The sequence below is a fragment of the Pseudomonas caricapapayae genome (genome assembly GCF_001400735.1).
Lineage (GTDB): Bacteria > Pseudomonadota > Gammaproteobacteria > Pseudomonadales > Pseudomonadaceae > Aquipseudomonas > Aquipseudomonas caricapapayae.
Map to the genome: position 1 here is coordinate 1 of NZ_LJPW01000040.1, position 26,658 is coordinate 26,658.

Annotated in this window: 33 protein-coding genes and 2 pseudogenes; 33 read left to right on the forward strand and 2 right to left on the reverse strand. The window is 57.3% G+C overall.

The window, feature by feature from the left end; translation table 11 throughout:
- The 23 genes and pseudogenes from ALO80_RS05220 to ALO80_RS05325 form a co-directional block, all read left to right on the forward strand.
- A pseudogene (locus ALO80_RS05220) lies at window positions 1–1,134 on the forward strand (VirB4 family type IV secretion system protein); the annotation flags it as partial.
- A complete protein-coding gene (gene virB5, locus ALO80_RS05225; RefSeq protein ID WP_055008192.1) occupies window positions 1,131–1,817 on the forward strand; it encodes a P-type DNA transfer protein VirB5 in 687 nt (228 codons plus the stop codon). The pseudogene ALO80_RS05220 and the gene virB5, both read left to right, overlap by 4 nt.
- 32 nt (window positions 1,818–1,849) lie before the next feature.
- Complete coding sequence (locus tag ALO80_RS05230) at window positions 1,850–2,203, forward strand: hypothetical protein (RefSeq protein ID WP_055008193.1); 354 nt, start codon at window positions 1,850–1,852, stop codon at window positions 2,201–2,203.
- A 10-nt stretch (window positions 2,204–2,213) separates the two neighbouring features.
- Window positions 2,214–3,152 carry a type IV secretion system protein gene (locus ALO80_RS05235; RefSeq protein ID WP_055008194.1) on the forward strand — a complete coding sequence of 313 codons (939 nt, stop codon included), beginning with the start codon at window positions 2,214–2,216 and terminating at the stop codon, window positions 3,150–3,152.
- A 58-nt stretch (window positions 3,153–3,210) separates the two neighbouring features.
- On the forward strand, window positions 3,211–3,513 hold the full coding sequence (locus ALO80_RS29055; protein WP_083493153.1) for a conjugal transfer protein: 303 nt from the start codon (window positions 3,211–3,213) through the stop codon (window positions 3,511–3,513).
- A 37-nt stretch (window positions 3,514–3,550) separates the two neighbouring features.
- A complete protein-coding gene (locus ALO80_RS05240) occupies window positions 3,551–4,339 on the forward strand; it encodes a virB8 family protein (RefSeq protein ID WP_055008195.1) in 789 nt (262 codons plus the stop codon).
- Window positions 4,329–5,138: a TrbG/VirB9 family P-type conjugative transfer protein gene (locus ALO80_RS05245; protein ID WP_055008196.1), complete on the forward strand. Its 810-nt coding sequence runs from the start codon at window positions 4,329–4,331 to the stop codon at window positions 5,136–5,138. Before ALO80_RS05240 ends, ALO80_RS05245 begins: the two co-directional genes overlap by 11 nt.
- Window positions 5,125–6,507, forward strand: coding sequence for a TrbI/VirB10 family protein (locus ALO80_RS05250; RefSeq protein WP_055008197.1), 1,383 nt, complete (start codon window positions 5,125–5,127; stop codon window positions 6,505–6,507). Before ALO80_RS05245 ends, ALO80_RS05250 begins: the two co-directional genes overlap by 14 nt.
- A 9-nt stretch (window positions 6,508–6,516) precedes the next feature.
- On the forward strand, window positions 6,517–7,575 hold the full coding sequence (gene virB11 / locus ALO80_RS05255) for a P-type DNA transfer ATPase VirB11 (protein WP_055008198.1): 1,059 nt from the start codon (window positions 6,517–6,519) through the stop codon (window positions 7,573–7,575).
- 9 nt (window positions 7,576–7,584) lie between these two features.
- Complete coding sequence (locus ALO80_RS05260) at window positions 7,585–7,971, forward strand: hypothetical protein (RefSeq protein WP_055008199.1); 387 nt, start codon at window positions 7,585–7,587, stop codon at window positions 7,969–7,971.
- Complete coding sequence (locus ALO80_RS05265) at window positions 7,956–8,321, forward strand: hypothetical protein (protein WP_004667995.1); 366 nt, start codon at window positions 7,956–7,958, stop codon at window positions 8,319–8,321. Before ALO80_RS05260 ends, ALO80_RS05265 begins: the two co-directional genes overlap by 16 nt.
- Window positions 8,322–8,367: 46 nt before the next feature.
- Window positions 8,368–8,640: a hypothetical protein gene (locus ALO80_RS05270; RefSeq protein WP_024421524.1), complete on the forward strand. Its 273-nt coding sequence runs from the start codon at window positions 8,368–8,370 to the stop codon at window positions 8,638–8,640.
- A gap of 120 nt (window positions 8,641–8,760) precedes the next feature.
- Entirely contained in the window at window positions 8,761–8,994 is a 234-nt protein-coding gene (locus ALO80_RS05275) for a hypothetical protein (RefSeq protein ID WP_055008200.1), read from the forward strand.
- Window positions 8,994–9,167 (forward strand): annotated as a pseudogene (locus tag ALO80_RS05280) (type IV secretory system conjugative DNA transfer family protein); the annotation flags it as partial. The gene ALO80_RS05275 and the pseudogene ALO80_RS05280, both read left to right, overlap by 1 nt.
- Window positions 9,168–9,229: 62 nt before the next feature.
- A complete protein-coding gene (locus ALO80_RS31900) occupies window positions 9,230–9,664 on the forward strand; it encodes a hypothetical protein (RefSeq protein WP_235812448.1) in 435 nt (144 codons plus the stop codon).
- A 115-nt stretch (window positions 9,665–9,779) separates the two neighbouring features.
- On the forward strand, window positions 9,780–10,013 hold the full coding sequence (locus tag ALO80_RS05290; RefSeq protein ID WP_055008202.1) for a hypothetical protein: 234 nt from the start codon (window positions 9,780–9,782) through the stop codon (window positions 10,011–10,013).
- Window positions 10,013–11,680, forward strand: a complete 1,668-nt coding sequence (locus tag ALO80_RS05295) for a type IV secretory system conjugative DNA transfer family protein (RefSeq protein ID WP_055008203.1) — start codon at window positions 10,013–10,015, stop codon at window positions 11,678–11,680. The genes ALO80_RS05290 and ALO80_RS05295 overlap by 1 nt, the downstream gene beginning before the upstream one ends.
- A gap of 40 nt (window positions 11,681–11,720) precedes the next feature.
- Window positions 11,721–12,083, forward strand: coding sequence for a TrbM/KikA/MpfK family conjugal transfer protein (locus ALO80_RS05300; RefSeq protein WP_055008204.1), 363 nt, complete (start codon window positions 11,721–11,723; stop codon window positions 12,081–12,083).
- A gap of 27 nt (window positions 12,084–12,110) precedes the next feature.
- Window positions 12,111–14,276, forward strand: coding sequence for a type IA DNA topoisomerase (locus ALO80_RS05305; RefSeq protein ID WP_055008205.1), 2,166 nt, complete (start codon window positions 12,111–12,113; stop codon window positions 14,274–14,276).
- A 26-nt stretch (window positions 14,277–14,302) separates the two neighbouring features.
- Entirely contained in the window at window positions 14,303–14,587 is a 285-nt protein-coding gene (locus ALO80_RS05310) for a hypothetical protein (RefSeq protein WP_055008206.1), read from the forward strand.
- Between the two features lie 27 nt (window positions 14,588–14,614).
- The gene (locus ALO80_RS05315; RefSeq protein WP_055008207.1) at window positions 14,615–15,220 is read left to right on the forward strand and encodes a single-stranded DNA-binding protein; all 606 of its coding nucleotides are present in this window, start codon (window positions 14,615–14,617) and stop codon (window positions 15,218–15,220) included.
- Between the two features lie 256 nt (window positions 15,221–15,476).
- Window positions 15,477–16,205, forward strand: coding sequence for a P-loop NTPase family protein (locus tag ALO80_RS05320; RefSeq protein WP_054082423.1), 729 nt, complete (start codon window positions 15,477–15,479; stop codon window positions 16,203–16,205).
- 7 nt (window positions 16,206–16,212) lie between these two features.
- Entirely contained in the window at window positions 16,213–16,869 is a 657-nt protein-coding gene (locus ALO80_RS05325; protein WP_031599151.1) for a hypothetical protein, read from the forward strand.
- 12 nt (window positions 16,870–16,881) lie between these two features.
- Here the strand turns inward: ALO80_RS05325 and ALO80_RS05330 are convergent, their stop codons facing one another.
- A complete protein-coding gene (locus tag ALO80_RS05330) occupies window positions 16,882–17,181 on the reverse strand; it encodes a TraK family protein (protein ID WP_032074567.1) in 300 nt (99 codons plus the stop codon).
- A 353-nt stretch (window positions 17,182–17,534) separates the two neighbouring features.
- Between ALO80_RS05330 and ALO80_RS05335 the strand changes: the two genes are divergently transcribed.
- On the forward strand, window positions 17,535–17,885 hold the full coding sequence (locus ALO80_RS05335; protein WP_055008208.1) for a plasmid mobilization protein: 351 nt from the start codon (window positions 17,535–17,537) through the stop codon (window positions 17,883–17,885).
- A 490-nt stretch (window positions 17,886–18,375) separates the two neighbouring features.
- Here ALO80_RS05335 and ALO80_RS32265 read toward each other — a convergent pair whose 3' ends face one another.
- On the reverse strand, window positions 18,376–18,861 hold the full coding sequence (locus tag ALO80_RS32265) for a hypothetical protein (protein ID WP_144434204.1): 486 nt from the start codon (window positions 18,859–18,861) through the stop codon (window positions 18,376–18,378).
- A gap of 10 nt (window positions 18,862–18,871) precedes the next feature.
- Between ALO80_RS32265 and ALO80_RS32270 the strand changes: the two genes are divergently transcribed.
- The 9 genes from ALO80_RS32270 (at window position 18,872) to ALO80_RS05385 (ending at window position 26,654) form a co-directional block, all read left to right on the forward strand.
- The gene (locus tag ALO80_RS32270; RefSeq protein WP_055008211.1) at window positions 18,872–19,291 is read left to right on the forward strand and encodes a hypothetical protein; all 420 of its coding nucleotides are present in this window, start codon (window positions 18,872–18,874) and stop codon (window positions 19,289–19,291) included.
- Window positions 19,292–20,043: 752 nt separating this feature from the next.
- A complete protein-coding gene (locus ALO80_RS32275; RefSeq protein ID WP_328586926.1) occupies window positions 20,044–21,645 on the forward strand; it encodes an LPD7 domain-containing protein in 1,602 nt (533 codons plus the stop codon).
- A gap of 130 nt (window positions 21,646–21,775) precedes the next feature.
- Entirely contained in the window at window positions 21,776–22,021 is a 246-nt protein-coding gene (locus tag ALO80_RS05360) for a PapB/FocB family fimbrial expression transcriptional regulator (RefSeq protein WP_005746137.1), read from the forward strand.
- Between the two features lie 77 nt (window positions 22,022–22,098).
- A complete protein-coding gene (locus tag ALO80_RS31555; protein WP_005746136.1) occupies window positions 22,099–22,236 on the forward strand; it encodes a hypothetical protein in 138 nt (45 codons plus the stop codon).
- 131 nt (window positions 22,237–22,367) lie between these two features.
- Complete coding sequence (locus ALO80_RS05365) at window positions 22,368–22,817, forward strand: GntR family transcriptional regulator (RefSeq protein WP_055008212.1); 450 nt, start codon at window positions 22,368–22,370, stop codon at window positions 22,815–22,817.
- A gap of 57 nt (window positions 22,818–22,874) precedes the next feature.
- A complete protein-coding gene (locus ALO80_RS05370; RefSeq protein ID WP_055008213.1) occupies window positions 22,875–23,102 on the forward strand; it encodes a hypothetical protein in 228 nt (75 codons plus the stop codon).
- Window positions 23,103–23,500: 398 nt separating this feature from the next.
- Window positions 23,501–24,814, forward strand: coding sequence for a replication initiation protein (locus ALO80_RS05375; RefSeq protein WP_055008214.1), 1,314 nt, complete (start codon window positions 23,501–23,503; stop codon window positions 24,812–24,814).
- A gap of 138 nt (window positions 24,815–24,952) precedes the next feature.
- Window positions 24,953–25,378, forward strand: a complete 426-nt coding sequence (locus tag ALO80_RS05380) for a LexA family protein (RefSeq protein WP_055008215.1) — start codon at window positions 24,953–24,955, stop codon at window positions 25,376–25,378.
- Entirely contained in the window at window positions 25,356–26,654 is a 1,299-nt protein-coding gene (locus ALO80_RS05385; RefSeq protein ID WP_055008216.1) for a Y-family DNA polymerase, read from the forward strand. The genes ALO80_RS05380 and ALO80_RS05385 overlap by 23 nt, the downstream gene beginning before the upstream one ends.
- Window positions 26,655–26,658 lie beyond the last annotated feature (4 nt).

The following is a 26,658-nucleotide window of genomic DNA, read 5'->3' on the forward strand; positions in this document are numbered from 1 at the left end:
GCCGAGTATTACACCGTGCAGCTGGGGCACTTCACCGGCGTCAACCCGTTCCAGTTTCACGACAGTCCGGAGTTGCGGCAAATGCTGTTTGACCTGGTGCTGTGTTGCGCGGGGGGCCCTGACAAAAGCAATGACGCTGACCAGAGAAGGATCAAGGACTCGATCGAGGCGGTCATGGCGCACACCAACGTGCGCAATCGCAGCATGTCATTGCTGCTGCGCAACATCCCTGAGCAAGGCGAAAACTGCTTGCGGACCCGGCTATCGAAATGGTGTCGCCTGGCCGGTGAAGACCGTGAAGGGCAATACGCCTGGGTACTGGACTCACCGGTCAACCAGTTCGATGCGCAGACCTACCGGCGTCTGGCCTTCGATTGCACGCAGTTGCTCAAAAACAACTATGCCGAGAAACACCCCGAGGTCATGGAAGCGTTTCTGAACACGCTGTTCTACATGAAGCGCGAAATGCACCAGGCCCGCCCCGGCAACCTGCTGCTGAACGTGGTGGCCGAGTACTGGGCACCGTTGTCGTTCAAAAGCACGGCAGACGCCATCCAGGAGGTTCTGCAAAGCGGTCGTATGCGCGGGGAAATCCTGATCATGGACACCCAGTACCCCGAGCAAGCGCTGGCGACGAAGTATGCTCCGGCGGTCATTCAGCAGGTGACCACCCCCATGTGGTTGCCCAATGAAAACGCACAGGCTGAGAGCTACGCCAAGTTTGGCGTCACGGGCAAGTTGTTCGAGGCCGTGCGTGCCATGGGGAAGCTCAGCCGGGAAATGGTGGTACAGCAGGGTCACCAGACGGTGAAGCTGAAGATGGATCTGGGCGGCCCACTCAAGTACTGGTTGCCGTTGCTGTCCGCCACGGAAAAGAACCTGGCGGTGGCTGAGCGTGTTCGGCAATACCTGGGCACGTCCGATCCCACGGTGTGGGTCGATGCATTTCTGGTGGCCGAGGCTGTACGCCAATGGTTGAACACCGACGATCCCGCTGTGTGGCTGCCCGCGTTCGACTACGCCGAAAACCTTCGTCAGTCCATGAACACGCGGGACGCGCAACGCTGGTTGCCGGCTTTCCAGAAAGCCTGGAAAGCCCTTCAGGAACAGAATGAAATTGAGGATGCGTCATGAAAAAGCATGCAATTGCGGTCGCGCTGAGCGCGCTCATGTTGACCACCGTCCTGCCTGCGGCCTACGCAGTAGTGCCAGGCGTTCCGGTTGTAGATCCATCGAATCTGATCGAACTGCGACTGAATGCAGTGGCTCAGGCCAAACAGGCCTATGACGCGCTGACCACCGCCAAGGACGCCATCAGCCAGGCCGCACAGGAGTACAACCACTACAAAAGCATCGTCACCGGTAATGACATGCTGGGAGGGTTCCTGAACGATCCCGCCTTGAACAAAGTCATGCCCATGGGGGATTGGGCTGATGTGTACAGCACGGCACGGGACATCGCCAGTCTGCGTGACCGCTACGGCTTGACCTCGGATAATGCCAGCGTGCAGGCCAAATTCGACCAGATGATGTCGGTTGCCGATGCGCTGGAGCGCAACTATGACGCCAGCACTGAACGGGTCAAGAACGCCGAGCTGCTACGGGCTCGGCTGAACGAGGTGACGACCCCACAGCAGAAGGAGGATTTACAGCTGCGTTACCAGCAGGAGCTGATCGAGCAGCAAAACCAGCAGATGCGGCTGGCCAACATGCAGATGCTCCAGCAGCAGCAAGAGAACATGGAAAACGAAAAACGGGCCCAGGCGTTTCGTGATTACATGAACGGTAAAACGAGCGTGCGGCCTAGCTACGAGTGATTAACCAATAAATTCAAAAGGGAAGATGACCTATGTTTAAAAAACTGACTGCTTTTTCGTGCCTGGTCCTGTTTGCACTGGCGCTGTCCGGTTGCTTCGATAGCAAAGGGGATGGATTTGTGGGGCGATGGACTGGAGAAGACATGAAAAGAATGGGCAAGCCAACCTATGTCATGGATATCTCAAAAGACGGAGAAATGTTTCACGTAAACCTAGAAACCACGGACGATATGTGGGGGGATGGTAAAAGAGAAAAAAAGACGCAGCTATTTGAAGGTAAGGCCGAGTCAGACACCGTTTTAAGCATGGTTGCTGGTCTTTTAACCATGCGTTTGGAAGGCGACGTCATCTATTTCGATAACACCACGTATACCCGATCAAAATAACGGAGGCGGCATGGACGTAACCAAAATAGCCCAGACGTTGTTTGATTTCGTTGATGCCGCCCTGCAAAGCGCCTTGGTCACCGGGATGACCAAGGTGATGCTGGGGCTTGGGGCACTCTTCGGAACCCTGTGGTTGATCCACTTCACGCTTCGCAACATGCAGTGGTTGTACCGGGGGATGAACGTTGCTTTCGAGGATGTGGCCAAAGAAATTTTGAAAATGGCGTGTATTGCGGGTTGTGCGTTCAACCTGCAATGGTACGTCCAGACGATTGTGCCCTTTATCACCGGCTTGCCCAACTGGATGGGGGGAATCTTGTCCGGCCAGGAGGGCATGCAAACCAACCAGATCGACAGTTTGATTGTTGCTTATGCTTCTAACCTGAAAGCACTGATAGGAGCCATGAACTTCAATATCTTCAAGGCCAGTTTTTCTGATATTTGGTTGGGCATTCAGGCAGTGGTGTTTTATGTGCTGGGAGGTATCCCGTTCTTACTGGCTGCCGTGGCTACGCTCTTTGTCCTGAAAGTATCGACAACGGCTATCGTGGCCGTAGGGCCTCTGTTCATCGCTTTTCTGCTGTTTGATCAGACCAAACAGTATTTCTGGGGCTGGGTTGCAGCCATCGCGGGCTTTATGTTGGCTCAGGTACTGATATCGGTCGTGCTGGCGATCGAAATCGGATTTATCAACACCGTGATGATTAAAAATGGCGTCATAGACACCAGTCTGGAGGGGAATCTCACCATCCTGATTGTCTTCTGCACGTTCACAGCACTGGTCGTCGAACTGCCTCAGCAAGCAGCCTCCATCATGGGTGGCGGTCCTTCGGGAGGCGGAATTGGCAGCAAAATTTCAGGATTTGGTGCTGCAAGAGGCATGACTCGTGGTGCCGCCGCCGGCCTTTCCAAAGTGCGGCAGTCAATGCGTCGCAACAAAATCTCTTAACCCCTCGAACACACGCCTTCAACTCCCTCGCCTCTCTCGCAACAACAGGTACTCCAACATGACTTTCAGACTTGCTTTGAGCGGGCTGCTTTCGGCTGCCTTGCTGTCAGGGTGTGGCTCTGCACCCAAACTTTCCGAACCCGAAGGGCAATGGGAAGACATGCCTTTCACCCATGCCCCAGCACCTCGCGCTGCCCCCGTGATAACGCCCGCTCCCGTGCCTGGCCGGGTACTGCCAGCAGCGAGCCCTGCGCCCAAGGCCCAGTCGCTCAAGACCACCTCTCCAGCGCGCCCGGTGGCTGCCACTCCGGCAAAGCCCGCCGAGGCCCCGCCCAACGATTCCAAATGCTCCGCGAACTGATCCGCGAAGCACGTGTATGTCCAGGTTTAGGTGACTTATGAGAAAGCTTCGAAAATCCAAACAGGACGTGATCGATCAGGAGCGGCGACTGGCCGCCCATATCATCATCGACGCGGCCACTGCAAAAGACATCAGCCTGGCTGAACAGGCTTACATCCACGCAGCGCGGTTCTTTGAAAAGAACATCGCCGCCGATGAGAAGGCCAAGACTAAAAACGCCCGTCGCCTGGCGGCCTTCTTTGGGGTGCTGACCTTTATGTCCATCGCCGCCGTGCTGGGCCTGACCCCGCTCAAGAGCGTGCAACTTGGGCTGGTACGGGTCGACAACAACTCCGGTTACACGGACGTGGTGTGGGCCGACGACAAAGGCAAGCCACCGGAGCAGATCGATGACGAGTTCTGGCTCTCGACCTATGTACGTTTCCGCGAGAGCTACAACTTCTCAAGCCACGACGCCGAGTTCGGCATGGTGGAGCTGATGTCCTACGGCGAGACCTTTACCGAGTACCGCAACTTCCAATTGTCCTCCAAGGGCTATCTGGAAGTGCTGGGGACCAACCGGCAGATACGCACGGATATCAACAACATCAACTTCCTGGAACGCAAGGACCGGGAAGGCACCGCGCAGGTGCGGATCACTAAAACCGTGCTGGACCGCAACGGCATGCCCGATCCCCAGCTGCACCCGGTGACCTGGGTGGCCACGGTGACCTACGACTACAAGAACGCTGCCAAAAAAGCCGGTGATCAGTGGCTAAACCCCCGTGGTTTTGGGGTCAAGGCCTACACGATGACCCGAGAAGTGGGGGTGTCCAATGGGAAATAAAGCCGCTTCAGGCCTCACGGCGCTATTGGCCTTGACGTTTGCCGTCCCGGCTCTGGCCGAGAGCATGGGCACCGGATCGGCATTGGACCGGCGCGTGCAGACCGCTGTTTACAGCCCGGACAACGTGTACCGCATCCAGGCCTCGATAGGTCGTACCTCACTGGTTCAGCTTCCGGCCAACGAGACCATCAACGAGGCTTCGGGCCTGATGGTGTCGGGTGATCCGAAAGCCTGGTCCATCGGTCCGAACAAGGCCGGCAACCTGGTGGCCATCAAGCCCATCACCGATCAGGAGCCCAATACCAACCTGGTGATCAACACCAATCGGCACACCTACCTGCTGGAGCTGAAACTGGTGAACCGGGCTGCGGACATGACCTACGCGCTGCGCTTCACCTACCCCGAGCCGCCGAAAAAAACCGGCGCGGTGCGCCGTGACCCCGGCAACCCCTGCGACGGCTCGGTGCAAAACGGCCCCTATCAGAAGCGCTCCAGTGCAGAGAGCCGGTCCATAGCGCCGTATGAGGGCTGGGACAACGGCATGCTGACCTGCTTCCGTTTCACCGGCAACGGGCCGCGCCCGGTGTTGTACCAGGTCCTGCCCGATGGCACCGAAACCCTGGCCGATGCGCACAACGAACAGAACGTGGTCGTGGTGCATGGCGTCAGCCGGTTGTTCCGGTTCCGCCTGAACGGCCTGGTTGTAGAGGCCCGGCCTACTGCCCAGGTGAACACGGGGTACAACTTCAACGGGACCACCACGGGTGAGATTCGGGAGCTTAAGCATGCAGAACAATGACAACGACCAGGCTCCGGAGAACACTCAAGGGCCGGACAGCATCGGGCCGCCCGAATCAGCAGCGACCACAGCAGCGACCACAGCAGCGGCCCCGGAACAGAAACCGGCCTCCGAGCCTGCCAGCACCCAAGCCCGTGGGGCTTTTGACGTGCGGGCCAAACGCACAGGCGATACACAAAACAAGAAGACGCTATACCTGGGCATGGCCGGGCTGGTGTTTGTAGGGCTGCTGATGATTGGCGGACTCTGGTACTTCACCATTTCCCAGATGAAAACCACCGGCTCCGAGGTTGATGAAACGAACGTCAAGAAGGACGCGACCCTGGACATCAATCAGGTCAGTGACGACAGCATGAAAAAGGCCCGGGAAGCCAAGCTGGCCGCTGATAAAGCCGAAGAGGAACGGCGAGCCCGCGCTGAACGAGAGCGATTGGCGAAAGAGGAAAAGGATAGAAGGGACGCTGATCGCGGAAAAACCGGTCAAGGCAACGCCGGGAGTGCGCCGCCACCGCCAGGCGCGAACGGCCAGCCTCCCCCCGTGGTGCTGACACCCCTGCAACGCAAACTCGGTCCAGCGATGTTCGTCACCTCGGAAGATGCGTTGGGCACCGGCGCTGGGCAGACTCAGTCGCAACAGCCGACTACCGATCAGCCTACCCTGCCGCCTTCATTGCTGGCTGACGTGCAAGGCGGATCGAGTGGCGACCTGGGCGGTGAATCGTCCACCCGAAAACGCAGCAGCCTGAGCAACCTGGGCGGCACCACCTTTGCGCCGGCCAAAGCGTACCTGGCTCCGAACCGCAAGTACCTGGTCAGCCACAACACCTACACGCGCTGCGCGCTGTACACCGAAATCATCAGCACCCATCCGGGGCTGGTGGATTGTCGTCTGACCGATCCGCTGTATTCCGCCGATGGCTCCACGGTGATTGCGGCGGCGGGTGACAAGCTCACCGGTGAACAGACGGTTGAGGTTGGGCCAGGCGAAACCAGCGTGTTCACCACCTGGACCGAAATCGAAACCCAATCGGGTGTGCGGGCCAAGATTGACAGCCTAGGTGCAGGCCCCATGGGAGCCAGCGGGACCGAAGCCTGGATCAATCGCCACTACATGCAGCGCTTTGGCGGTGCGGTGATGTTGTCGTTCATCCAGGACGCGCTTCAGGCCGCGTCCAACACGACGCAGAAAAGCTCGGGGTCTGGAGGCTACACGGTGAACAACAGCGAGCAGAACGTGGAGAGCATGGCCAACAAGGCGCTGGACAGCACCATCAACATTCCGGACACCGCGCATCTGCTGCCAGGTACGGTCATCACCGTCATCGTGGCCCGAGACATCGACTTTTCATCGGTTTTCGAGAACCGCTAAGGAGTATTCATGACGCAAGAACCAGATCACTCGCAAGACGCTGAGGAACAAGGACTGACCGAAGACACGCTGGTCCTGGACTTTCTCGACCAGGCAGGCGTCACCGAGCGCCTGAATCGCCCCGGCACCCAGGACGTGGCCATTAACCGGCCCTTTGAAATCTGGGTAGACGGGCCAGACGGCTGGGTGCGCGAGGACGCGCCTTGGCTCACCTACAATCTGTGTTGGCGGCTGGCCAACGCGCTTTGCGCGCTGAACTATCGCGTGCTGGCTCCTCATTCACCGATTCACACGGTGGAGCTGCCGGGCGGCGAGCGGGGCCAGATCGTCATGGCCCCGGCCTGCCAGAAAGGCACGCTGTCGATGACGTTTCGAAAACCCTCCTTGCAGCGCTTCACCCATAAGGATTACATCAACAGTGGCCGCTATGACCGGGCTGAGGCCATCGCTTCACCGATACTGACTCTGAAAGCCTGGCAGCGCGACATGCAGGAAGCACACGCTGCCGGCGACTGGGACCGGTTCATGGAAATCGCCGTCGCTCATCGCCAGAACATCATCGTGTTCGGCGGGCCAGGGTCGGGTAAAACCACCTACGGCAAGTCGCTGATCGACCTCTTTCCTGCTCACCGACGCATGGTCACGATCCAGGAAATACTGGAAGACACCCTGCCCTTTCATCCCAACCATGTGCATCTGCTCTACGGCCATGTGGTGGCACCCAAAGCCCTGGTGGCCAGCGCGCTACGGATGAAGCCTGACCATCTGTTCCTGGCCGAGCTGACGGGTGACGAGGTGTGGCACTTCATCGAGATTCTGAACACCGGCACCAAGGGCACCGTGACCACGGCGCACGCCAACGACAGTGAAGCGGGCTATGCGCGTGTGTGCGGCCTGGTGAAGCAGTCGGAGGTCGGCAAGGGCCTGGACTACGAGTACATCGAACGCCTGGTACGAACCTCGTTCGACGTGGTGGTGTACATGGAAGAGACGGACATCCTGGAAGTGCATTACGAACCTGAACACAAGCTGGCCCTGCTCAATGGTCAGCGTCAACGAGCTAAATAGGAGTGGGTCATGTGGTTGAAACGGATTTTTACTCGGATGTTTGCAACACGCGGTAGCGGTAAGCGCGTAGCAGAAAGGCCCGAGCCACCCACGCAGCCATACATTCTGCTGCTCAATTACTCACAGTTCTACGCAGTGGCCGAAGCCATCCAGATGGATTACGTCACCTTGCACAACAGCATTACGCGCAAACCTGCACACGGCCTGGAGAAAGCCCTTGTAGAGCGCGAGCGGTACAACCGTGATGCATTGGGGCAAGTGTTCACGATGATCGAAGCGATGCAGCCTTATCCGAACACGTTCGCAGCCTTCGAGGCGGCACGTGCTCATGTTCAGAAGGCCGAGCACACGCTCGCCAGGCAGGGTGACAGGAGACGTTTATGTGGTGGAGACTGACATTACTGGTCATCGCATTGATGCTGGTGTTCTTCGTGGCAGGCCTGTACGCAGGGGGTGCGATGTTTCTGCAACTGACTCAGGGTCACTTCGCGGGCTTGTCCTGGGACACGCTGTGGGAAGCCCGCAAGCTGCCCTGGAACGACCGGCGGATGCTGTACGTGCCCTGGTCGTGGTGTGTGACGGCAGCCCTGACGTTCCTGCCGGTCGGCGTTACGTTGATGGCCGTTTTCGTGCGCTTGAAGCCCAAGACCTCGCTGCACGGTGATGCCCGCTTTGCCAACGACCGCGAGCTGCGCCAGTTCGAGTACCAGGGCGAATACAAGAACACCAGTAAGGCCCGCAAGTAGGCTTTACGCGCACTACATGCATTCAGACAACAGACGAGGCATTACGATGACCACCGAAAAAGTGTTCGCAAAAAGTGACGCAAAAGACGTACTGGCGCTCTCTAAGGCATCAGCAGAAGCCATGTTGGCGAACTTCACCATAACCATCGTGTTGGCGGATACGAAAACCGATGATGAGGTCACGCCGTTTATCGAGAGGCTGAACACCGGCCACAAGGGGAGCTGGACCACGCTCGCCAATAGTGAGTCAGGCTATGCCCGTGTCCGTGTGTACCGTTTGGCAAAGCAACCCGGTAATACCCGTAACACCAGCAAGTAGGCGTTGCCCCCGCATCGCCCTCTGATACCCCCGCACTTTCAAACCATCCCACTGCACCGCCACACAGTCAGCTACCAGCCGCCTGGCGTTTGGCTGTGCCTACTCAAAGGAAATATGACCATGAATGTACGTACCGCACTGACCCTGTCCGCAGTATTCATGCTGTCCCTGACTGGCTGCGCCACCCAGTCCCAGGTGGATCGACAGTCGAACCAGCTCGAAGTCATCAGCGCCTCGCTCAAGCAGATTCAGGCCAACCAGCAGCAGTCCATCGATCTGCAAAAACTCCAGGCTGATCTTCAGCAGCAAAGCAACAACGAACAGGCGCTTCAGCGTCAAGCATGGAGCCGCTGATGGCCAGAGCTAAATCCAAACCCATCAGCCCGGACAATCCCCAAGCACGGATCGAGGAGCACCCCGCGGAGGATTCGTTTCTGGTGGCTGCTCCGCCAGGTTCCGGCAAGCCCGTAGGGGGGGTGATTCCTAATTTGCTCCGTTATCCCGATTCGGTTGTCGTCCACGATCCCATCAAGGATTCCATACAGCGTATGTGATTAAGCATGCTTAGAGGGAACAAGAGAATACGATTATGACAATCATCAAGCACGCGACTAACCCAGCAATTTTTGTTGGAACCTCCGACGAATTCGACACTGCTCAAGATGGAGAATTTTCGGCGTCTGGACTCTGGTTTTTTTATGTTTGCGGCAAAGAAGGGGGACTAGCCTGCTTATCGGCAGAGGATGCGATGCAGGCAGGCGAAAAGGAATTTTTCAGAAGAACCGAAAACGAAATCGAATGGGAATGCCGGTTCGCAGAACCTGAAGATATTCCAGCCGCAGCGCTGGAGTATTTGCTGACAACCGGCGGCGACGCGCAGGAGATGCGCAGCGAAGACCAGACCAATCTGGAGCAGCTGGCTGCGGACCAGGCAGATGATCCACGCCGTAAGTTAGCTAAGGAATACCACGTCATGGATGCCGATCAATTGCTACTCGGATTATTGCGGGGACTGCGCAAATAAATAGCCACATCGCCCCCTGATACACCCGCATTTTCAGACCCTCCCCATGCAACGCCACACAGTCAGCTACCAGCCGCCTGGCGTTTGGCTGTGCCTACTCAAAGGAAATATGATCATGAACGTTCGTACCGCACTGACCCTGTCCGCAGTATTCATGCTGTCCCTGACCGGCTGCGCGACTCAGTCACAGCTTGATCGACAGTCGAACCAGCTCGAAGTCATCAGCGCCTCGCTCAAGCAGATACAGGCCAACCAGCAGCAGTCCATCGCTCTGCAACACCAACAGGCCGCGCTTCAGGCGCAAAGCAACAACGAACAGACGCTTCAGCGTCAAGCAGGGGGCCGCTGATGGGCAAGGCTAAATCGAAACCCATCAGCCCGGACAATCCCCAAGAACGGATCGAGGAGCACCCCGCGATCCTCATTGGCAAACACCCCACCAAGGACACCTTCTTGGCCAGCTATGGCCAGACGTTCGTCATGCTGGCCGCGCCCCCTGGCACCGGCAAAACGGTGGGAGTCGTTACCCCCAATCTATTGAGCTACCCCGATTCGGTAGTGGTGAACGACCCCAAATTCGAAAACTGGAGGGACACGGCAGGTTTTCGGGCCGCAGCCGGACACAAGGTCTACCGCTTTTCGCCGGAGCTTCTGGAGACGCACCGCTGGAACCCGCTGAGCGCACTCAGCCGCGACCCGCTGTACCGCTTGGGGCAGATACGCACGCTGGCGGGTGTGCTGTTCGTGTCGGACAACCCCAAGAACCAGGAGTGGTACAACAAGGCTGCCAACGTGTTTGCGGCCATCTTGCTGTACCTGATGGAAATGGAGGGCATGAAGCTCAATGGTATGAAGCTGACCTTGCCCCAGGCCTATGAGGTGGCGTCACTGGGCACCGGGCTCGGTGTGTGGGCGCAGCAAGCCATCGAGCAACACAGCACTGGCCCCAACGCGCTGTCAGTGGAAACCCTTCGTGAACTCAATGGCGTGTTCGAGGCCTCGAAGAACAAGAGCAGCGGATGGTCCACCACCGTCGATATCTTGCGCGGTGCCTTGTCCATGTATGCCGAGAAAACGGTGGCCTGGGCAGTCTCAGACACCGACATTGACTTCACCAAGCTGCGCAAGGAGAAGATCAGCATCTACTTTTGCGTGACCGGTAACGCCATCAAGAAATACGGCCCGCTGATGAACCTGTTCTTCACTCAGGCCATTCAGCAGAACACCGATGTGATGCCCGAGCAGGGTGGTCATTGCGCAGATGGCACGTTGATACTCAAGTACCAGGTGTTGTTCGTGATCGACGAAATCGCGGTCATGGGCCGTATCGAGATCATGGAAATGGCCCCGGCGCTGACACGTGGTGCAGGCCTTCGCTACATCATCATTTTTCAGGGCAAGGACCAGCTGCGCAGCGAGCGCACGTATGGCCGGGAGGCAGGCAACGGCATCATGCAGGCCTTTCACATCGAAATCGTCTACGGCACCGGCAATGTCGAGCTGGCCAAGGAGTACAGCACGCGCCTGGGTAACACCACGGTGCGCGTCCATAACCAGTCGTTGAACAGACAGAAGCATGAAATCGGTGCTCGAGGTCAAACAGACAGTTACAGCGAACAGCCCCGACCGTTGCTGTTGCCGCAGGAGGTCAGCGCCCTGCCTTACGGCGAAGAGCTGATTTTTGTGGAAGCCACAAAGACCACCCCCGCTGCCAACATCCGAGCCCGGAAAATCTTCTGGTACGAAGAACCCGTGTTCAAAGAGCGAGCCGGTATGCCGACGCCCGATGTGCCGATTGGCGATGCTTCCAAAATCGACGCGCTCACCGTGCCGGTACGCACCATCGAAGCCAAGGTGGCAGTGGCCGACACCAAGCCCATGCAGGCCGAACAACGGCAGCGCTGGAATCCCAAAGACACCGCGTCCGAAGTGGCTCAGGCCGAAGCGGTCAAGGCTCAGCCCCCCGAGCCAGATCCCGAGCCTGCGCAGACTGACGATATCCCCGAAACGATGTAACACCCCCACCGGCGCCATCCGGCGTCAGCAGGAGCAACACATGAATACTTTCCGCAAAACGGCTGACCGCCAGGGTCATGTCGCTGGCAACGCCGTGCCCGGTCGCGGCAAAACGCGGGTCTGCGCACTGCTTGCGGTGTGCCTGTTGGGCAGCGGCTCGGCCTTCGCCGGTGACCCGTGCAAGTCCGTGCTGTGCCTCTACGGCAAATTCACCGGCAACAGCGGTGGCAGCGAGTGCCGCAGCGCCGAACAGGACTACTTCAGCATCCTGGTCAAGAAGCACGGGAACATCAAATGGAGCCAGACCGCCATGGCGCGCCAGGACTACCTCAACAGCTGCCCCGGTGCTGATCAGAGCTACACCCAAAAAATCAACGACAAGTTCGGCAAGGTCCGGGGCTAAGCCCCAGATCCTGACAAGGAGAACACCATGCGAGTATTCATTGCGGAAAAGCCCGCCCTGGGCCAGGTCATTGCCGAGGCGCTGGGCACCGTCATACGCAAGGACGGCTATTTCGAGTGCGGCAGCAACGATATCGTCACCTGGTGCGTGGGCCACCTGCTCGAACTGGCCCCGCCCGAGGTGCACAACCCTGATTATAAAAACTGGGTTCAGGCCGATTTGCCCCTGAAGCTGCGTCCGGCCAAGTACCAGCCCATTGCCCGTACTCGCGACCAGCTCAAAGTGGTCCAGCAGTTGATCGGTCGCGCCTCGGAAATCGTCCACGCTGGTGACCCGGACGACGAAGGCCAGTTGCTGGTCGATGAGGTCCTGGTGCATTTCGGCAACACCGCGCCGGTCAAACGCATCCTGATCAACGACATGAACGCCAATGCCGCTCGTAAGGCACTGGACGGCCTGCGCGACAACCGCGAGTTTTACGGCCTGTTCCAGAAAGCTCTGGCCCGCAGCATCGGCGACCAGTTGTACGGGTTCAACATGACCCGCGCCTGCACCCTGGCCGGTAGGGCCAAGGGCGTCAAAAGCGTGTTGTCAGTGGGGCGCGTGCAAACCCCTATCTTGGGACTGATCGTGAACCGCTACCTGGCCAACAAGAGTCACGCCAGTGCGTTTTACTACACGGTTGCGGCAAGCCTGGCCGTTGGTAGCAGTCGTACCCAGGCCCGCCTGGTGGTGGCCGCGGATGCCCCGCTCGATGACAAGAACCGCATCATTGACGAGGCCTACGCCACCCAGGTGGCCGACGCGTGCCGGATGAAGCCCACAGACGTGACCGAAGCGCGCGTGGAGGAGAAGCAAACGGCGGCACCCTTGCCGTTCGCGTTGCTCGACCTTCAGGTGTACATGAGCAAGACCCACAGCATCGATGCCGAGAAAACCCTCGCCCTGACCCAGGCACTGCGCGAGAAGTACAAGGCCATCACCTACAACCGTTCGGATTGCAGTTACCTGTCCGATGAGCAGTTTGCCGAGGCTCCGCAGACCTTGAGCCTGCTCAGCGAAGCCCTGCCAGACTTGGCCGGGATGTTCAGCGAGGTGAATTCGGAACGTAAAAGCCGGGCGTTTGACGACAGCAAGGTCTCGGCGCACACCGCGATCATCCCAACGGCAGTGAAGATCGACATTGCCCAGCTAAGTGACGATGAACGCGCCGTGTACCTGGCCATCGTCAAACGCTACGTCGCGCAGTTCTTGCCCGAGAAACGCTACCTCAGTGCCGAAGTGCGTTTTGGCGTGAATGGCCACACCTTCGTTGCGCGCTCCACCAAAGTGACACAGCCCGGCTGGACGGCGCAGGTCACTGAAGAAAACGAGCCAGACGAAGACGCGTCGGACGCCGCCGAGGTCGCAAGCCCCTTCGATGCTCTCGCGGATCTGAAAGTCGGTGACGCCGGGATATGCGACGGCATCACGGTGGCCAAGGAAAAAACCAAGCCCCTGCCGCTCTACACCGAAGCCACGTTGCTCAAGGACTTGCAGAGGGTCGCCAAGTACGTGCAAGACCCGCGTATCAAGCAGCTGCTGATCGACCGCGACCAGGGCAAGAAAGGCGAGAACGGCGGCATCGGCACCCCGGCGACCCGTGGCGCGGTGCTGGCCAAGTTGCAGGAGCGTGGTTTCTATGCGGTAGAAAAGAAAAAACTGATCCCCACCCAGTTGGGGCTGGAGTTCATTGCCGCGTTGCCCGCGATTGCGACCACGCCGGACATGACCGCGCTCTGGCATGAACAGCAACAGATGATCGAGGCCGGTGAACTGACCGTGGAGGCGTTCCTGGACGAACTGGAGGACTTCATTGCCCACCAGGTGCAGAACATCGACCTGGGCAACGTGCAGGGCGACGGTAAGCCGGTACTGGACAGCCTGAACGCTCAATGCCCCATGTGCGGCAGTGAACTGGCCGTCACCCCGCGAGTGATCGGGTGTCGCGCCTGCGCCTTTAAGTTCCATCCCGAAGTCAGCGGCAAGATGCTGTCGCCTGGCCAGATCGAGGCGCTGCTGACGAATGGCAAGACCGGCGTGCTGAAGGGGTTTCACAGCAAGAAAACCGGCAAGTCCTTTGAAGCGGCCCTGAAGCTCAATCACGAAGCCAAGCTGGAATTCGTATTCAGCCGCAAACCCACGCGCGCATGACCCCCTCTCCAAAGGAGGCTTTAGCTATGCCAGAGGAACAACAGCCCAAGGCGGCGCAGTGGCCAGCCGGTGAAACGATGACGGCGCACTGCCCCAACTGCGAAACCCCCGCGACCGTGGATATCGTCAACGTCAAAGCGTGGGAAATGACCTGGCGTCCAGTGGATTGCGACAACTGCTTTGCAGAGTTTGAGTTGTCGGCAGACGGTTCAACGGCATTGTTGCTGGGCCCTGCTGAGCAGTCCACAGCCCGTGGCCGTGAGCTTCTGAGCAAGATATTCGTGTTTGACCCAAACGAAGACACCCCTTAACGAACTCATTGAAGAAGGAGCGCACTCATGGCGCGTGGAATCAATAAAGTGATCCTGGTAGGCACCTGCGGACAAGATCCGGACTGTCGTTACCTGCCCAACGGCACTGCGGTAACCAACCTGAGCCTAGCCACCAGCGAGCAATGGACCGACAAGCAGAGCGGGCAGAAGGTCGAAAAGACCGAATGGCACCGGGTGTCGCTGTTTGGCAAGGTCGCAGAAATCGCCGGCGAATACCTGCGTAAGGGCTCGCAGGTCTACATCGAGGGCAAGCTGCAAACCCGCGAATGGGAAAAGGACGGTATCAAACGCTACACCACGGAAATCGTCGTGGACATGCAAGGCACCATGCAGCTGCTCGGTGGCCGTCCACAGGGCGACTCCCAACACAGCCAGAACGGCCAGGGCAGCGGTGACAGCGATCATCAGGAACCCCCTCGGCAGCAAGTTCCCCAGCAGGCGGCACCGGAAAAACCATCCGGCAAAGGCAAAGCCGCACCAAAACCGCCGCGTGCATCAGGCAAGCAGGCTCAGGCCAAAGCGCCTGCACCGCAACCCGCTGGGGATTTTGACGGCGGTGACGACAATATCCCGTTCATGGACCCCTACCGGTTCAACTGGATGCTGGTCTGACCCACCCACACAGCGATCTTGGCCACGTCAGGTGCCGCGCTCCCGGCTCGTCGTGACGCGCTTTATCGTCGCGGCGAACGGAAGCACGGGCGCAGCGCACACTTGACGCTACCCCGTCCAGACAAGGCTCACCTTGGGAGTGTGGGGTAGCTTCACCACCCCGCGCTCCCGAGGTCAACGCGGCCGTTGCGGGATGACAAGGGCAGCGCCCTTGGTGTTCAAGTCCAACGGCTTACTCAATTTTAAGGAACAAATCATGCTCAATACCGTACATCTCATCCTGCAAGGTAAAGGCGGGATTGGTAAATCATTGGCTGCCGTTTTGCTGGCACAGTACTTCTTGAGTAAAGGTGAAACGCTCAGGGCTTTTGATACTGATCAGGAGAATACGACTTTCTCCCACTACAAAGCTCTCAATGCGGTACATATTCCTGTGATGAACGAATCACGCACTATCAATGCAAAGATGTTCGATTCTCTTATCGAGAAAATATTAGAGCAGGAAGGTGTGTTCGTTATTGATAACGGCGCTAACACCTTCTCGCCACTGTTGGCCTACATGGTAGAGAACGATTTGGTCAATTTTTTGCAGGAAAACGGCAGGAAGGTTTATGTGCATACCGTTGTTGGCGGTGGTGATACGCTTCAAGATACCGCTAATGGCTTTAACTCAATCGCTCAAGGGTTGCCCGAAGCTTCGCTTGTTTTGTGGATGAACGAACATTTTGGAGCGTTGATTTCTGCCGATGGGAAGCCATTTGTAGAGACAAAACTTTACCAAAAACAAAGTGACCGCTTACATGGAACAGTGAGCTTGCCTGCTCGAAATCATCATACCTATGGAGATGATATTCGCCGAATGAACGTGCAGCGTTTGACCTTGGAGGAAGTCAAGCTATCGCCCAACTTCGTGACAATGGAAAAGCAACGAATCCACACCGTGGTCAATCACGTATTTTCTCAGTTGAATCAAATCCAGTTCTGAGGTGTCTATGAGTGATGAACTTGAGCGGCGGATATCGCAAAAGGTTTTCGAGGAAGTGGGCATAACTATTGGGTCTAAAGATCCAATCTATGCCCTTGCAGTAATTTGCAAAGAAATAGTCAAGGAGGACAAAGAAGAATATATTGAACTTCAGCAACACATCATCCGAGAAATCAGAGACATTCCATTCGAAATTGGCAAGACTGTAGAACGAATCAGTTTGGCGGTTGAGGAGGCCGAAAATACTGCGACAACGCTTTGTAAATCTTCCCGTGACTTACTAAAAGGCAATTCAGCAGCCATTATTGAGGAAGCGAAAAAATCGCTGGACCTGATAACCAGGGATCAGGTAGCGATAGCTTTGTCACAGATTAACCTCTCTTTCAGTGCTTTAGAGGCCAGAGCCAAATCGCTCGGAGCTGACACACCGCGACGTATACCCAGGTGGTTGTCTACCGGTGCATTGTCTTTGTCGCTGTTGGTTTGCATTCTCCTATTTCCGCCTGTTGTATTTTTTCAGGTGATGAAGAATGCTGAGCTTGATCATCAGGTTAATTACTTTGCGAGAGAGCTTATTGTTTTAGAACGCTCCGTAGCAAACCAGCCAAAACCGGTGCAGGAAAACATCAAGCGAACTGCTGAAAAAGAGAAAAAGGATCTCTGACATCGTTGCGCATTAATCCAGCAGGTTTTCAGGAGGCGTGGGGTTGTGTGTGAAGCGCCTCACCCCTGGAGCGGTTTGGGGGGCTGTTTGAGGCTGGGTATTAGCCACAGCAGGTTGCAGTGCTGGAGCTACGAGCAGCGCTTTCACGTACCGATTGAATTGCGACTGGCTCATTGAAAGGCTTTCGGATGCAACCAACTGATCGTATATCGCTTTAAAGGTGTACCCGCTTTCGAGTTTTGCCTGAATAGCCTCCCGGTGCTCTAGAAATGCCGCTTTGCCGTTCCTAGGGGCGCTTCGCCAGTCTTTCATACCTACACCTCCACATGATTTTGCCTGCAAGCTAGCACTTAGTGCGTTTCAGTGCAATTTAGTGATTTTCTGTGCGTATTAATGCGCGGATTTCGGATCTAAGCACCCTATAGTGCGTATTTGTGCGCTCTAGTGCGTAGGAGTGCGTTTTTGTGCGTGTTCCGACCTGCATACCCTCTTCGATTTGGGAAAACAGGCACGTTACCGATGTATACGGGGGGATGAAGCGCCCCCCCGAATACATCGCCGTGCCAAAGGGGAAACCCCTTTGAAACCCCGCAGAGCGGTAGCGCTTCGCTTGTCGTTTGTCATCAGTCGATAAATCAATTGCGTCATTGATCGTCGGAGGCCCCATGGCTGAGCAGCCCCCCAAGACCCGTGTCCTGACCCTGCGTGTGGGTGAGGATGATCACACCGAGATACTCAGGAAGACCAAGGAAGCAGGCATGACGACTTCCGAGTTCCTGCGTGACGTTTTTATCAATGCCAAACTCACCTTCAATGTGAAGGCGGCCAAGCCACAGGACTATCACCGGTTACTGTTCTTCTATAACAAAACCAGCAACAACATTAACCAGTTAGCCCACCAGGTGAATGCTGCCCACCGCCGTGGTGTCATTTCTGAAAAGATGTACACCCTCTGGTTGAACAAGTTGACCGCCATCGAGGCCCTGCTGTTGGCAGGTGTCTCTGATGCTGATTAGGCCCAGTGGGTACAACACTGGCGCACAGGAATATCTCGAAGAAGGTAACAAGTCAGGACGTGAGTTCACCCGCGATGAACTGGATCATCGCTTGGTTATTTCCGGCGACCTTGATTTAACCCGTTCTATTTATGAGAGTATTCCCGATCGCGGCCAGGACCGTTATTTGACGTTCACGCTTAGCTTTCGTGAAGACATTGTTGCCGAATCTACACTGAAAGCTGTTACAGCTGAGCTCAAACAGTTTCTCATGTATGCGTATAAAGCGGAAGAATTCAATTTTTACGCTGAGGCGCATTTGCCCAAGATTAAATGGGTCGATGATAAGAAGACGGGCAAGCCTATTGAGCGCAAACCGCATATTCATGTGATCGTGCCGCGCATTAACTTGCTCAGTGGTAATGAAGCTAACCCTGTGGGCTTCTATAAGAATCATGAGAAGTATTTTGAGGCTTTCCAGGAATACCTAAACCAGAAGTACAACCTTGCGTCACCCAGAGAGCATGTTCGGGTAGACATTGCTGATGCCGCAAGCGTGCTGTCCAGGTACAAGGGCGATGACTTCTACGGTAAGAATCGGGAGTTCAAGCAAACGCTGGTTAAGCAGGTGATTGAAAAGAACGTGACCACCCGTGTGGCGTTCTACGAGTTGGCGGCTACCTACGGTGAAACGCGCATCCGCAACCAGGGCAGAGACAATGAGTACGTGGCCGTCAAGTTGCCCGGTGATGCGAAATTTACCAACCTCAAAGAAACCATCTTTCACGATGACTTTATCGTCAGGCGCGACTTGAAAAAGGAGCCGCTTGATAAAGCGATCATTGCCCAGCGGTTGACTGAATGGCCGCAACGGGCGATGGAAATCAAGTATGTGGAAAAGGCGACACCGGCGTTTCGCAAGCGTTATGTGGCTGCCAGCCCAGAAGAGCGTCAGCAGTTGCTTGCTGAGCGCGAGCAGAAATTCTACCAAGTCCATGGAGAACACAATGACAACGTACACACCGGGCAACGACAGAGAGATCATCAGCGAAGTCCTGCTGAAACTACGGGGCGACGCCCTGCCGCACCTGCCGATGGCCTGCAAGACCTGTCCGTCAGCGATGTGGCAGATCACCGGCAAGCCGGATCGGCCCGAAGCCGTGACGGTGCGTTGCTACTGCCCCGTGATGCACACGTTCACCTGGGACAGTCGCAACCAGGAGGAGATTCTGGATTGCGACCACCTGTACCAGGAGGAGGACGAGGAAGACGGAACGGGTCCACAGCTGAGCGAGGAAGAGGAGGAAGCGGCCCTGCCGCCGTTTCTCAGGAAGCAACGGGAACAGCAACGCCAGCAGGCGCTACAGGCCGACGCCGGACCGGAGCTGGAAAGCCCCGAAACGCCCGAGTACGAACTGGACGCGTAGTCCCGCCGTATGCCAAGAACCCGCACCGCGTCGCGACCATCGCTGACATCGAGGAGCGAGGCCGACGCCTTTTTGATCCGCTCAAGAAGCCTTCTGACAACGCGCTGGTGTTCTACCGATCACCTTCAACACCTTCCAATACTCCGGCGACTGCAACGACTACGTCTGGACGATCTTCTGTCGGGCGTAGGCCCAGGGCTCCAGGCAAGCCTCGCCCTCCCCGCCAATGGCGGCCTGGCTCTGTCGTCCCGCCCTACGCCAAGAACCCGCATCGGGTCGCGACGGTGGCTGACATCGAGCAGCGCGCCCGGATGCTGTTCGATCCGCTCAAGCGGCCCGCAGACAAGGCGCTGGTGTTCAAGCGCGCCTCGATCAAGGCCCTGACCGTTAACAGGCAGGCCTCGACGGTGGCCGCGTATTTCACGCGGGAAGCGCAGCATAACCAGATTCCCCCGGCTCACCGCCGGGCCATACGCCGAATCGATCAGCAGTATTACGCGCTCAGGCGCGCCGTGTTCTCCGATCAACGCTTAACCCGCCAGGACAAGGTGCAGCTGGTTTCCGTGCTGACCTTCGAACGGCTTAAAGCGCGTGAACAGTTCCACAACCCGAAACCCAACATCGAGGTAAATCTCATGGGCAGTGCAGCCATACGCAATCTCCTAGACGATGAAAAAGAAGACCCAGGTTTCAGCATCAGCGGCGCGAGGGGCCCAGGTCCTGAAGGCGTGCGTGACCGTGTGAAGCGGGTCATGGATCGCTTTGCCAGTCAGGTTGACCCCGCCGCCGCCAGTCAGCGCGCGCGTGACCTTAGCGCCAAGGACCTTTACACGCGCAAAGCCAAGTTCAGCCAGAACGTGCATTACCTGGACAAGCAGACCGACAAGACCCTGTTTGTGGACACGGGCAAAACAATCTCTATGCGCCGCACGGGCATCACCGAAGCCGGGGTGTCTGTAGCCCTCCAGCTGGCCAGGGAAAGGTTCGGCAGCACACTGACGATCAACGGCACTGCCGAATTCAAAAAGCTGGTGATCGAGGCCGTGGCCAAGAATGGCCTGGACGTGCATTTCACCGACAAGGCCATGAATCAAAGCCTGGCGGCTCGCCGTGCAGAGCTGGACATTGAGCGTGGTGGGCAGAGTATAGGCCCTGCTACCAATCTGCCTCGGCACGTTGACGATGCCACACGGGACGTGCGGGACCAGGCGGACCGCCTTGCCGTTACGGTGCCCATCGAAGCGCTGTATGGAGAAGGCAAAACCGCCGAGCAGGTTAGCCAGGCGCTGGCCACCCAGCTCGACACTGTGCCCGAGCCGGAGCGCATTGCATTCGTGGAGAAGGTGGCGATCACCCTGGGCATTCCAGAGCGTGGCGAGCCCAAAGGCGACCAGGCGTTTGCGCAATGGCAGGCGCAGCGTGCGCAACCGGCGGCGGATTCCGCAGCAACGGCAACGTCTGAAGCACAGACCCGCGTGGCAACACCTTCAGACGCTGCGCCGGAGCCGGTGAATCCGACCGCGTCCACCAGCCCAGCGTCGGCGAGTCCAGAAGCCGCGAAGCCTGCACGGGCCGACGATCCGGACTTGCAGAGCCCCAGCGAGCTGGTGAGGCTTGAAGCACAATGGCGTCGTGATTTCCCGATGTCCGAAGCGGATGTCAGAGCCTCTGATACGGTCATGGGCTTGCGAGGTGAAGACCATGCCGTCTGGATCATTGCGACGAATGACAAGACCCCTGAAGCCGCTGCCATGCTGACGGCTTACATGGAAAACGACAGTTACCGCGAAGCGTTCAAAAGCAGCCTTGAAACCGCTTACAGGCAAGTGGAGAACTGGCCTCAGGCGGTCCAGGACCTGGACCAAATTACGGAGATGGCCGTAAAAATAGTCCAGCAGGTGGAAGCGCGTTTGTACTCGGCACCTCAAGCAGCATCCGGGCAGGCCACCCCGTCCAGGAACAAGGTCATCGAGGGCGAACTGTTGGACCACGGGCCAGCACCGTATCAGCACAAGGATGACAAGCAGATGAGCTACTTCGTGACGCTCAAGCCCGAGGGGGGTAAACCCCGCACGGTGTGGGGCGTAGGGTTGGAAGATGCCATGAAGGATTCAAATCTGAAACAAGGCGACCAGGTGCGTTTAGAAGACCTGGGCACCCAACCTGTCGTGGTGCAGGTCATCGAAGAGGACGGCACTGTCACGGACAAAACGGTCAACCGCCGCGAATGGTCAGCGCAGCCGACCGCGCCTGAGCGGGAAGTGGCAGAGACCACGCCCAAGGGACAGGCCGCAGCAGCGGGCACACCGGAGCTGTCATCGCCGGATGAAGAAGACGGCATGAACATGGACTGAGCGTGCTGGAAAACCACCTCCTTGCCTGGAGGTGGTTTTTTAGGACTGCATTCGCTTGCGCAGGGTGTTCATGTCCACGCATTCATGGGATATTTAACTAAATTAGGTAAACTTTTGATTGAGGTTCGCGGTGGCTGAAAAACACAAATTGGTACCTGGTGAAGTGGACCCTGATCACTTTACCGCGTTGCTTCGCCTAACCGGAATCCGCAGTGAAGCAATCGTCGCTGCACTACGCGGTCACCTTATCGAGGGCCGCAAGCAGATAGAGCTATGCCGCGAATTTAGCATCACCCCATCACTGCTCTCCAGAAAGGTGGCCGATTTTAACAAGGTCAGCAACCTTGCCGAGGACGTATCAACTTTTTACCGATAGAGGTTAATTATCTCTTGATGAGTTGACCGATAAGGGTTAACTTTGCCCTGTCGAATCTAATTCTTGAGGGCAACCTAATGACATTTCTAGTCATTCTTCACACGGCACAGGGCGATGTTCGCACTCGCTACCCACGCCATAAGCAGGCACAGGCTATCGCGCATTGGCAGGAATATGCGGCCACTGGCAAGAAAGCCAGCCTGATGATCGACTGATCGACCCGCCCAGCTCTTCGGGGCTCTTAAGCGGTTCCTGATACACATCAAAACCCCCTCAATCATGTGCAGCGCTGAGCCCAGCGCTACGGCGCAGGGGCCCGTTTGCATCCGTTAAAGAGGTGAAGGACATGATTAACCACAGAACGCAAAAACTGCACGCTCAGCAGGTGCTTGAGCACCTGGCCCACGGTCTGGCACAGCCGATAGCGCTGCCCCGCGAGACCATTGAAGAAGCACTGCGCGCAGCCATCATGGACGGACGACTTGAACCGGGTGAACGGCTCACGCAGCAAGCCATTGCCGATGCCTTTCAGGTCAGCCGGATGCCGGTGCGCGAAGCCCTGCGTTCGCTGGAGACGCAGGGTTACATCGCGACGGCGTATCACAAAGGCTATCGGGTCACGAACGGCCAGGAGTTGCCCCGGCACGGTCACCTGCCTGGCTTGCTGAGGTGCGTGGCAGAACGGCATACGCAGCTGGGCGACCTCGAAGCAAAAGTCGCCTTTGAAAACGAAATCCTGCGCGTCCTGGGCCGACTGCGTCCAACCCCGAGCGGATGCTCCAGTGAGGCGCTGTAGGTCTGGCAGTTCTGCATCCAGTTATGGGCACTGAAACGCGAACAAGGAATGACAACAATGACAAACCACTTTTGTGAATTCATCCGCAACGACGATGGGCGCAACGATGAAGCGTATCAGCTGATCAGCCAGGATCGGCTCGACGGTGTGTCTCGCGACGGATGGGAGGCCAGTGCCGTCTGGCTTGACGCGGCTGATTTTCAGCGGTTCCGGCGCGGGCTTTACCCACGGCTGCTGAACAAATCGAGCGATGAAAGGCCGGTGGTGTCCAGGAAAGCGTCCTAGCTCGTTGAAAGCAGCGGATTTTGTAGGGCGAAAAGCGGAGGTCCCATGCTACTATCCGGCACAGTTTTATTTGCAGGAAAGCGACGATGTAGATTCACGAATCGCAGAAACCAAAAAGCCCCGGTTGGCGCCGGGGCTTTTTGGAAAATCCTGAACAGGCCTTTTGAAGAAGGGATCACCTGTTCAACACACATAACGTGAGCTGATTATGGCGTTCACTGCGGCTTTGTGCAAGCCGTCAAAAGTGAAGCCTTCAGTTCACCGCTGAACGGTGGACTTATGGAAAAGATTCTTCAGCGGCTGTGCGTCCTCGATGACCGCACCCTGCCCCCCCAGTTGACCCCTTGCGTCACACCCTTTCACCGCGTTGGCCAACTTTTTGGCCAAGGCGGTGAGGCATGAGCCACGACCAGGCAATCAGTCTCTCCCTTGCGGCCTCGCATACGGCCAACGCCGATCCGCTGGCCAGCAGCACCCACTTGCCCCCGGCCCGCTTCTTTGAAGACGGCACTGCGCTCAACCGGTTATTGCTGGAAGCGCCGTACCTGGCGCGGTGCAGCGACGACAAAACCGCGACCCGCGTTCGTCCACGTGAATACGCGCTGCGTTATCCCTATATGCAGGTCAATCGCCCCGGCATGGTGTCGTGGCTGGTGTTCGACCTGGACCATGCCAACGCCTTGGCCTGGGACGATGCCGGGTTGCCTGCGCCGAACCTGATGGTGCGCAACCGCAAAAGCGGCCATTCCCAGTTGTTCTATGCCGTGCCGTCCGTGTGCACCACCGAGAATGCACGGGCCAAGCCGATTCAGTACATGAAAGCGATCTATGCCGCGTTTGCGGCTCGCCTCGACGCGGACGTGGACTATCACGGTGGCCCTGTCGCCAAAACACCCGGTCACCCCTGGTGGGAGACGACCGAATTTCACAGCCATGTGTACGAACTGGGCGAACTGGCGAGCGCTGTGGAGTTGACCGTCAAGCCGTGGGCCACCGGCCCCAAGCTTGACCAGGTCAGTCATTCGCGGCACTGCATCCTGTTCGAGCAGTTGCGTTATTTTGCGTACAGCATCGTCAATCGCGAGCGCGAGCTGGGTTCGTTTGAGTCTTTCATGCGCTCGCTCGATGCGTATGCGTACAACCACAACAGCTTTCTAAAGCAGGGGTTTTCGGAAAACCTGCCGCTGTCGTCGATACGCGCCACGGTCAAATCCGTAGGCCGCTGGACGTGGGATCGGTACACCGGTGATCGCCGTTGCCACCGAGGGGCCATGCAGCTCGATGGCAGCTTGTCGCTCACCGAACGGCAGAGCCTGGCGGCCAAGCGCACCAATGAGCTGCGGCACAAAGCCACAGAATCGAAGATACGGGCCGCGTGTCGGCAGCTTCAAGACCAGGGCAAGGCACTGGTACGTTCTGCCATTGCAACGCTCGCCGGCGTTTCGGTGAGAACGGTGGCTAGCTACACGCACATCCTTACCGAAGTCTTGCAACCGGCCACTGTGAGCGTTCTCAGGGCCAGCCGTAAGGCTGTGTCCGTACCACCTCGGCAAGATCGGTCACCCGCTACCCCACCCGTTCAGGCCCACGTTGGTCAGCCTGCTGATGGCCGCGCCTCGGGTGTGCAATCCGGTGTACATCAGATATCTGCGGTCCCGCAGGGGCCGCAAGCGGGAGAGCTCTTAAAAACAGAACATGAGGATGGTTCATGATGGGGAGTGCGCGTATGAATTCAGTGTGTGCAGCGGTGGTTTTGCGTGCTGCTGGTCGGCTTGAGTTGACGTGTTGAGGCGCTTAGTCGTTAACTGTACGTCCATACAGTAAGTGCTGTTCCCAGCCAGGTTCGCCTCATGAACGTCAAAATACTCGGTCGGTTGTGCGAATCTGGAAAGGTCATTCCGCTCTACACCTTCAAAATCCCTGCCGGTTTTCCTAACCCTGCGGCGGACCACATCGAACAGGATTTTTCATTCGACCGGCTGATGGATCTGCGTGCGCCTCACATCTACGTAGCCAAGATCGATGGCGACAGCATGGAGGGCGCAAAGATTTTTCATGACAGCCTGGTGGTCGTAGATCGGTCGCGAAAGCCGTCCAGTGGCAGCATCGTGATTGCGGCAGTGAACAATGAGCCTCTGTGCAAAATCCTCATCCTGCAGGGCGACCATGTGGTGCTGAAGTCAGCCAACCCTGCCTATCCGCCTCGGTACATCCTGGAAGGTGAGGAACTGTCGATATGGGGCGTTGTGCGACATGGCGTCACAAGCTTTGAGTAACAAACCAACGCCTGTGTTTGGACTGGCAGATGGGAACTCGTTCTACGCCAGCTGTGAGCGCGTGTTCCGACCTGACCTGGCCAAGGTTCCTATCGTGGTTTTGAGCTCAAATGACGGCTGCGTAATTGCCCGTAGCTACGATGCAAAACCGTTCGTAAAGATGGGCGCGCCTTATTTCCAGATCAAGGATGTTTTGCGCCGGCACGGAATCCAGTCGTTCAGCAGTAATTTTGCGCTGTATGGCGACCTCAGCCAACGCATGATGGCCATCATTGAGTCCATGGTGCCGCGCGTAGAAGTGGCGTCCATCGACGAAGCATTTTTAGACCTTACCGGTATGCCAGGCAACATGACCGAGTTGGGAAGATCGATTCGATCCAAAGTCTACCGCTGCACCGGCATTCCCGTGGGTGTGGGAATTGCACCCACCAAGACACTGGCCAAGCTGGCCAACCACACGGCAAAGCGTCTCCAGGCGCACACAGGCGGGGTCGTGGACATCTGCGACCCAGTGAAACGTGATTGGGTACTGCGCAATACCTCTGTCGGTGAAGTCTGGGGTATTGGTCGAAAAATGAAAGCGCATCTGGAGGGCATGCAGATCCTGTCGGCCAAGGACCTTGCTATGGCCGATCCCTGGATGCTGCGCAAAACATTCAGCGTTGTGATCGAGAAAACCGCACGCGAGCTGGCGGGTACTGCGTGCCTGGAGCTGGATGAAGTCGAACCGACACGCCAGGAGATTTGCTGTAGCAGAATGTTTGGTAAGCGGCTGACCCAGCTGGGGCCGATCAAAGAGGCGGTGGCTACCTACATGATGCGTGCCTCTGAAAAACTACGCGCCCAGGGCTCGGTGTGCAAAAAGATCCGGGTGAGCATCCGCACCGGCATGTTCAATCCTGACGAGGCCAAGTATGCCAACGGCGCGCTGGTCCAGCTGCCCTACCCCACCAATGATGTCAGGCTGATGACCGAGTTCGCGACGGAGGCGGTTTCGCGGATTTTTCGACCAGGCTTCAGGTACAGTAAAGCAGAGGTGCTGCTGATGGATATTTGCCAGCCAGGCGAATTTACCGATGACCTGTTCGCGGTCAATCAACCGGTGAGTTCAGATCGGCTGATGGCCGCTTTGGACTCAATCAACGGCAAGTGGGGACGTGGGACGCTGCGTACAGGCTCAGTACCAGTCACCCCAGATTGGGGCATGCGCCGTGAGCAGATGAGCCAGAGTTACACGACGCGGCTCGATCAGCTGTGGATTGTAAAGGCTAAGTGAACAA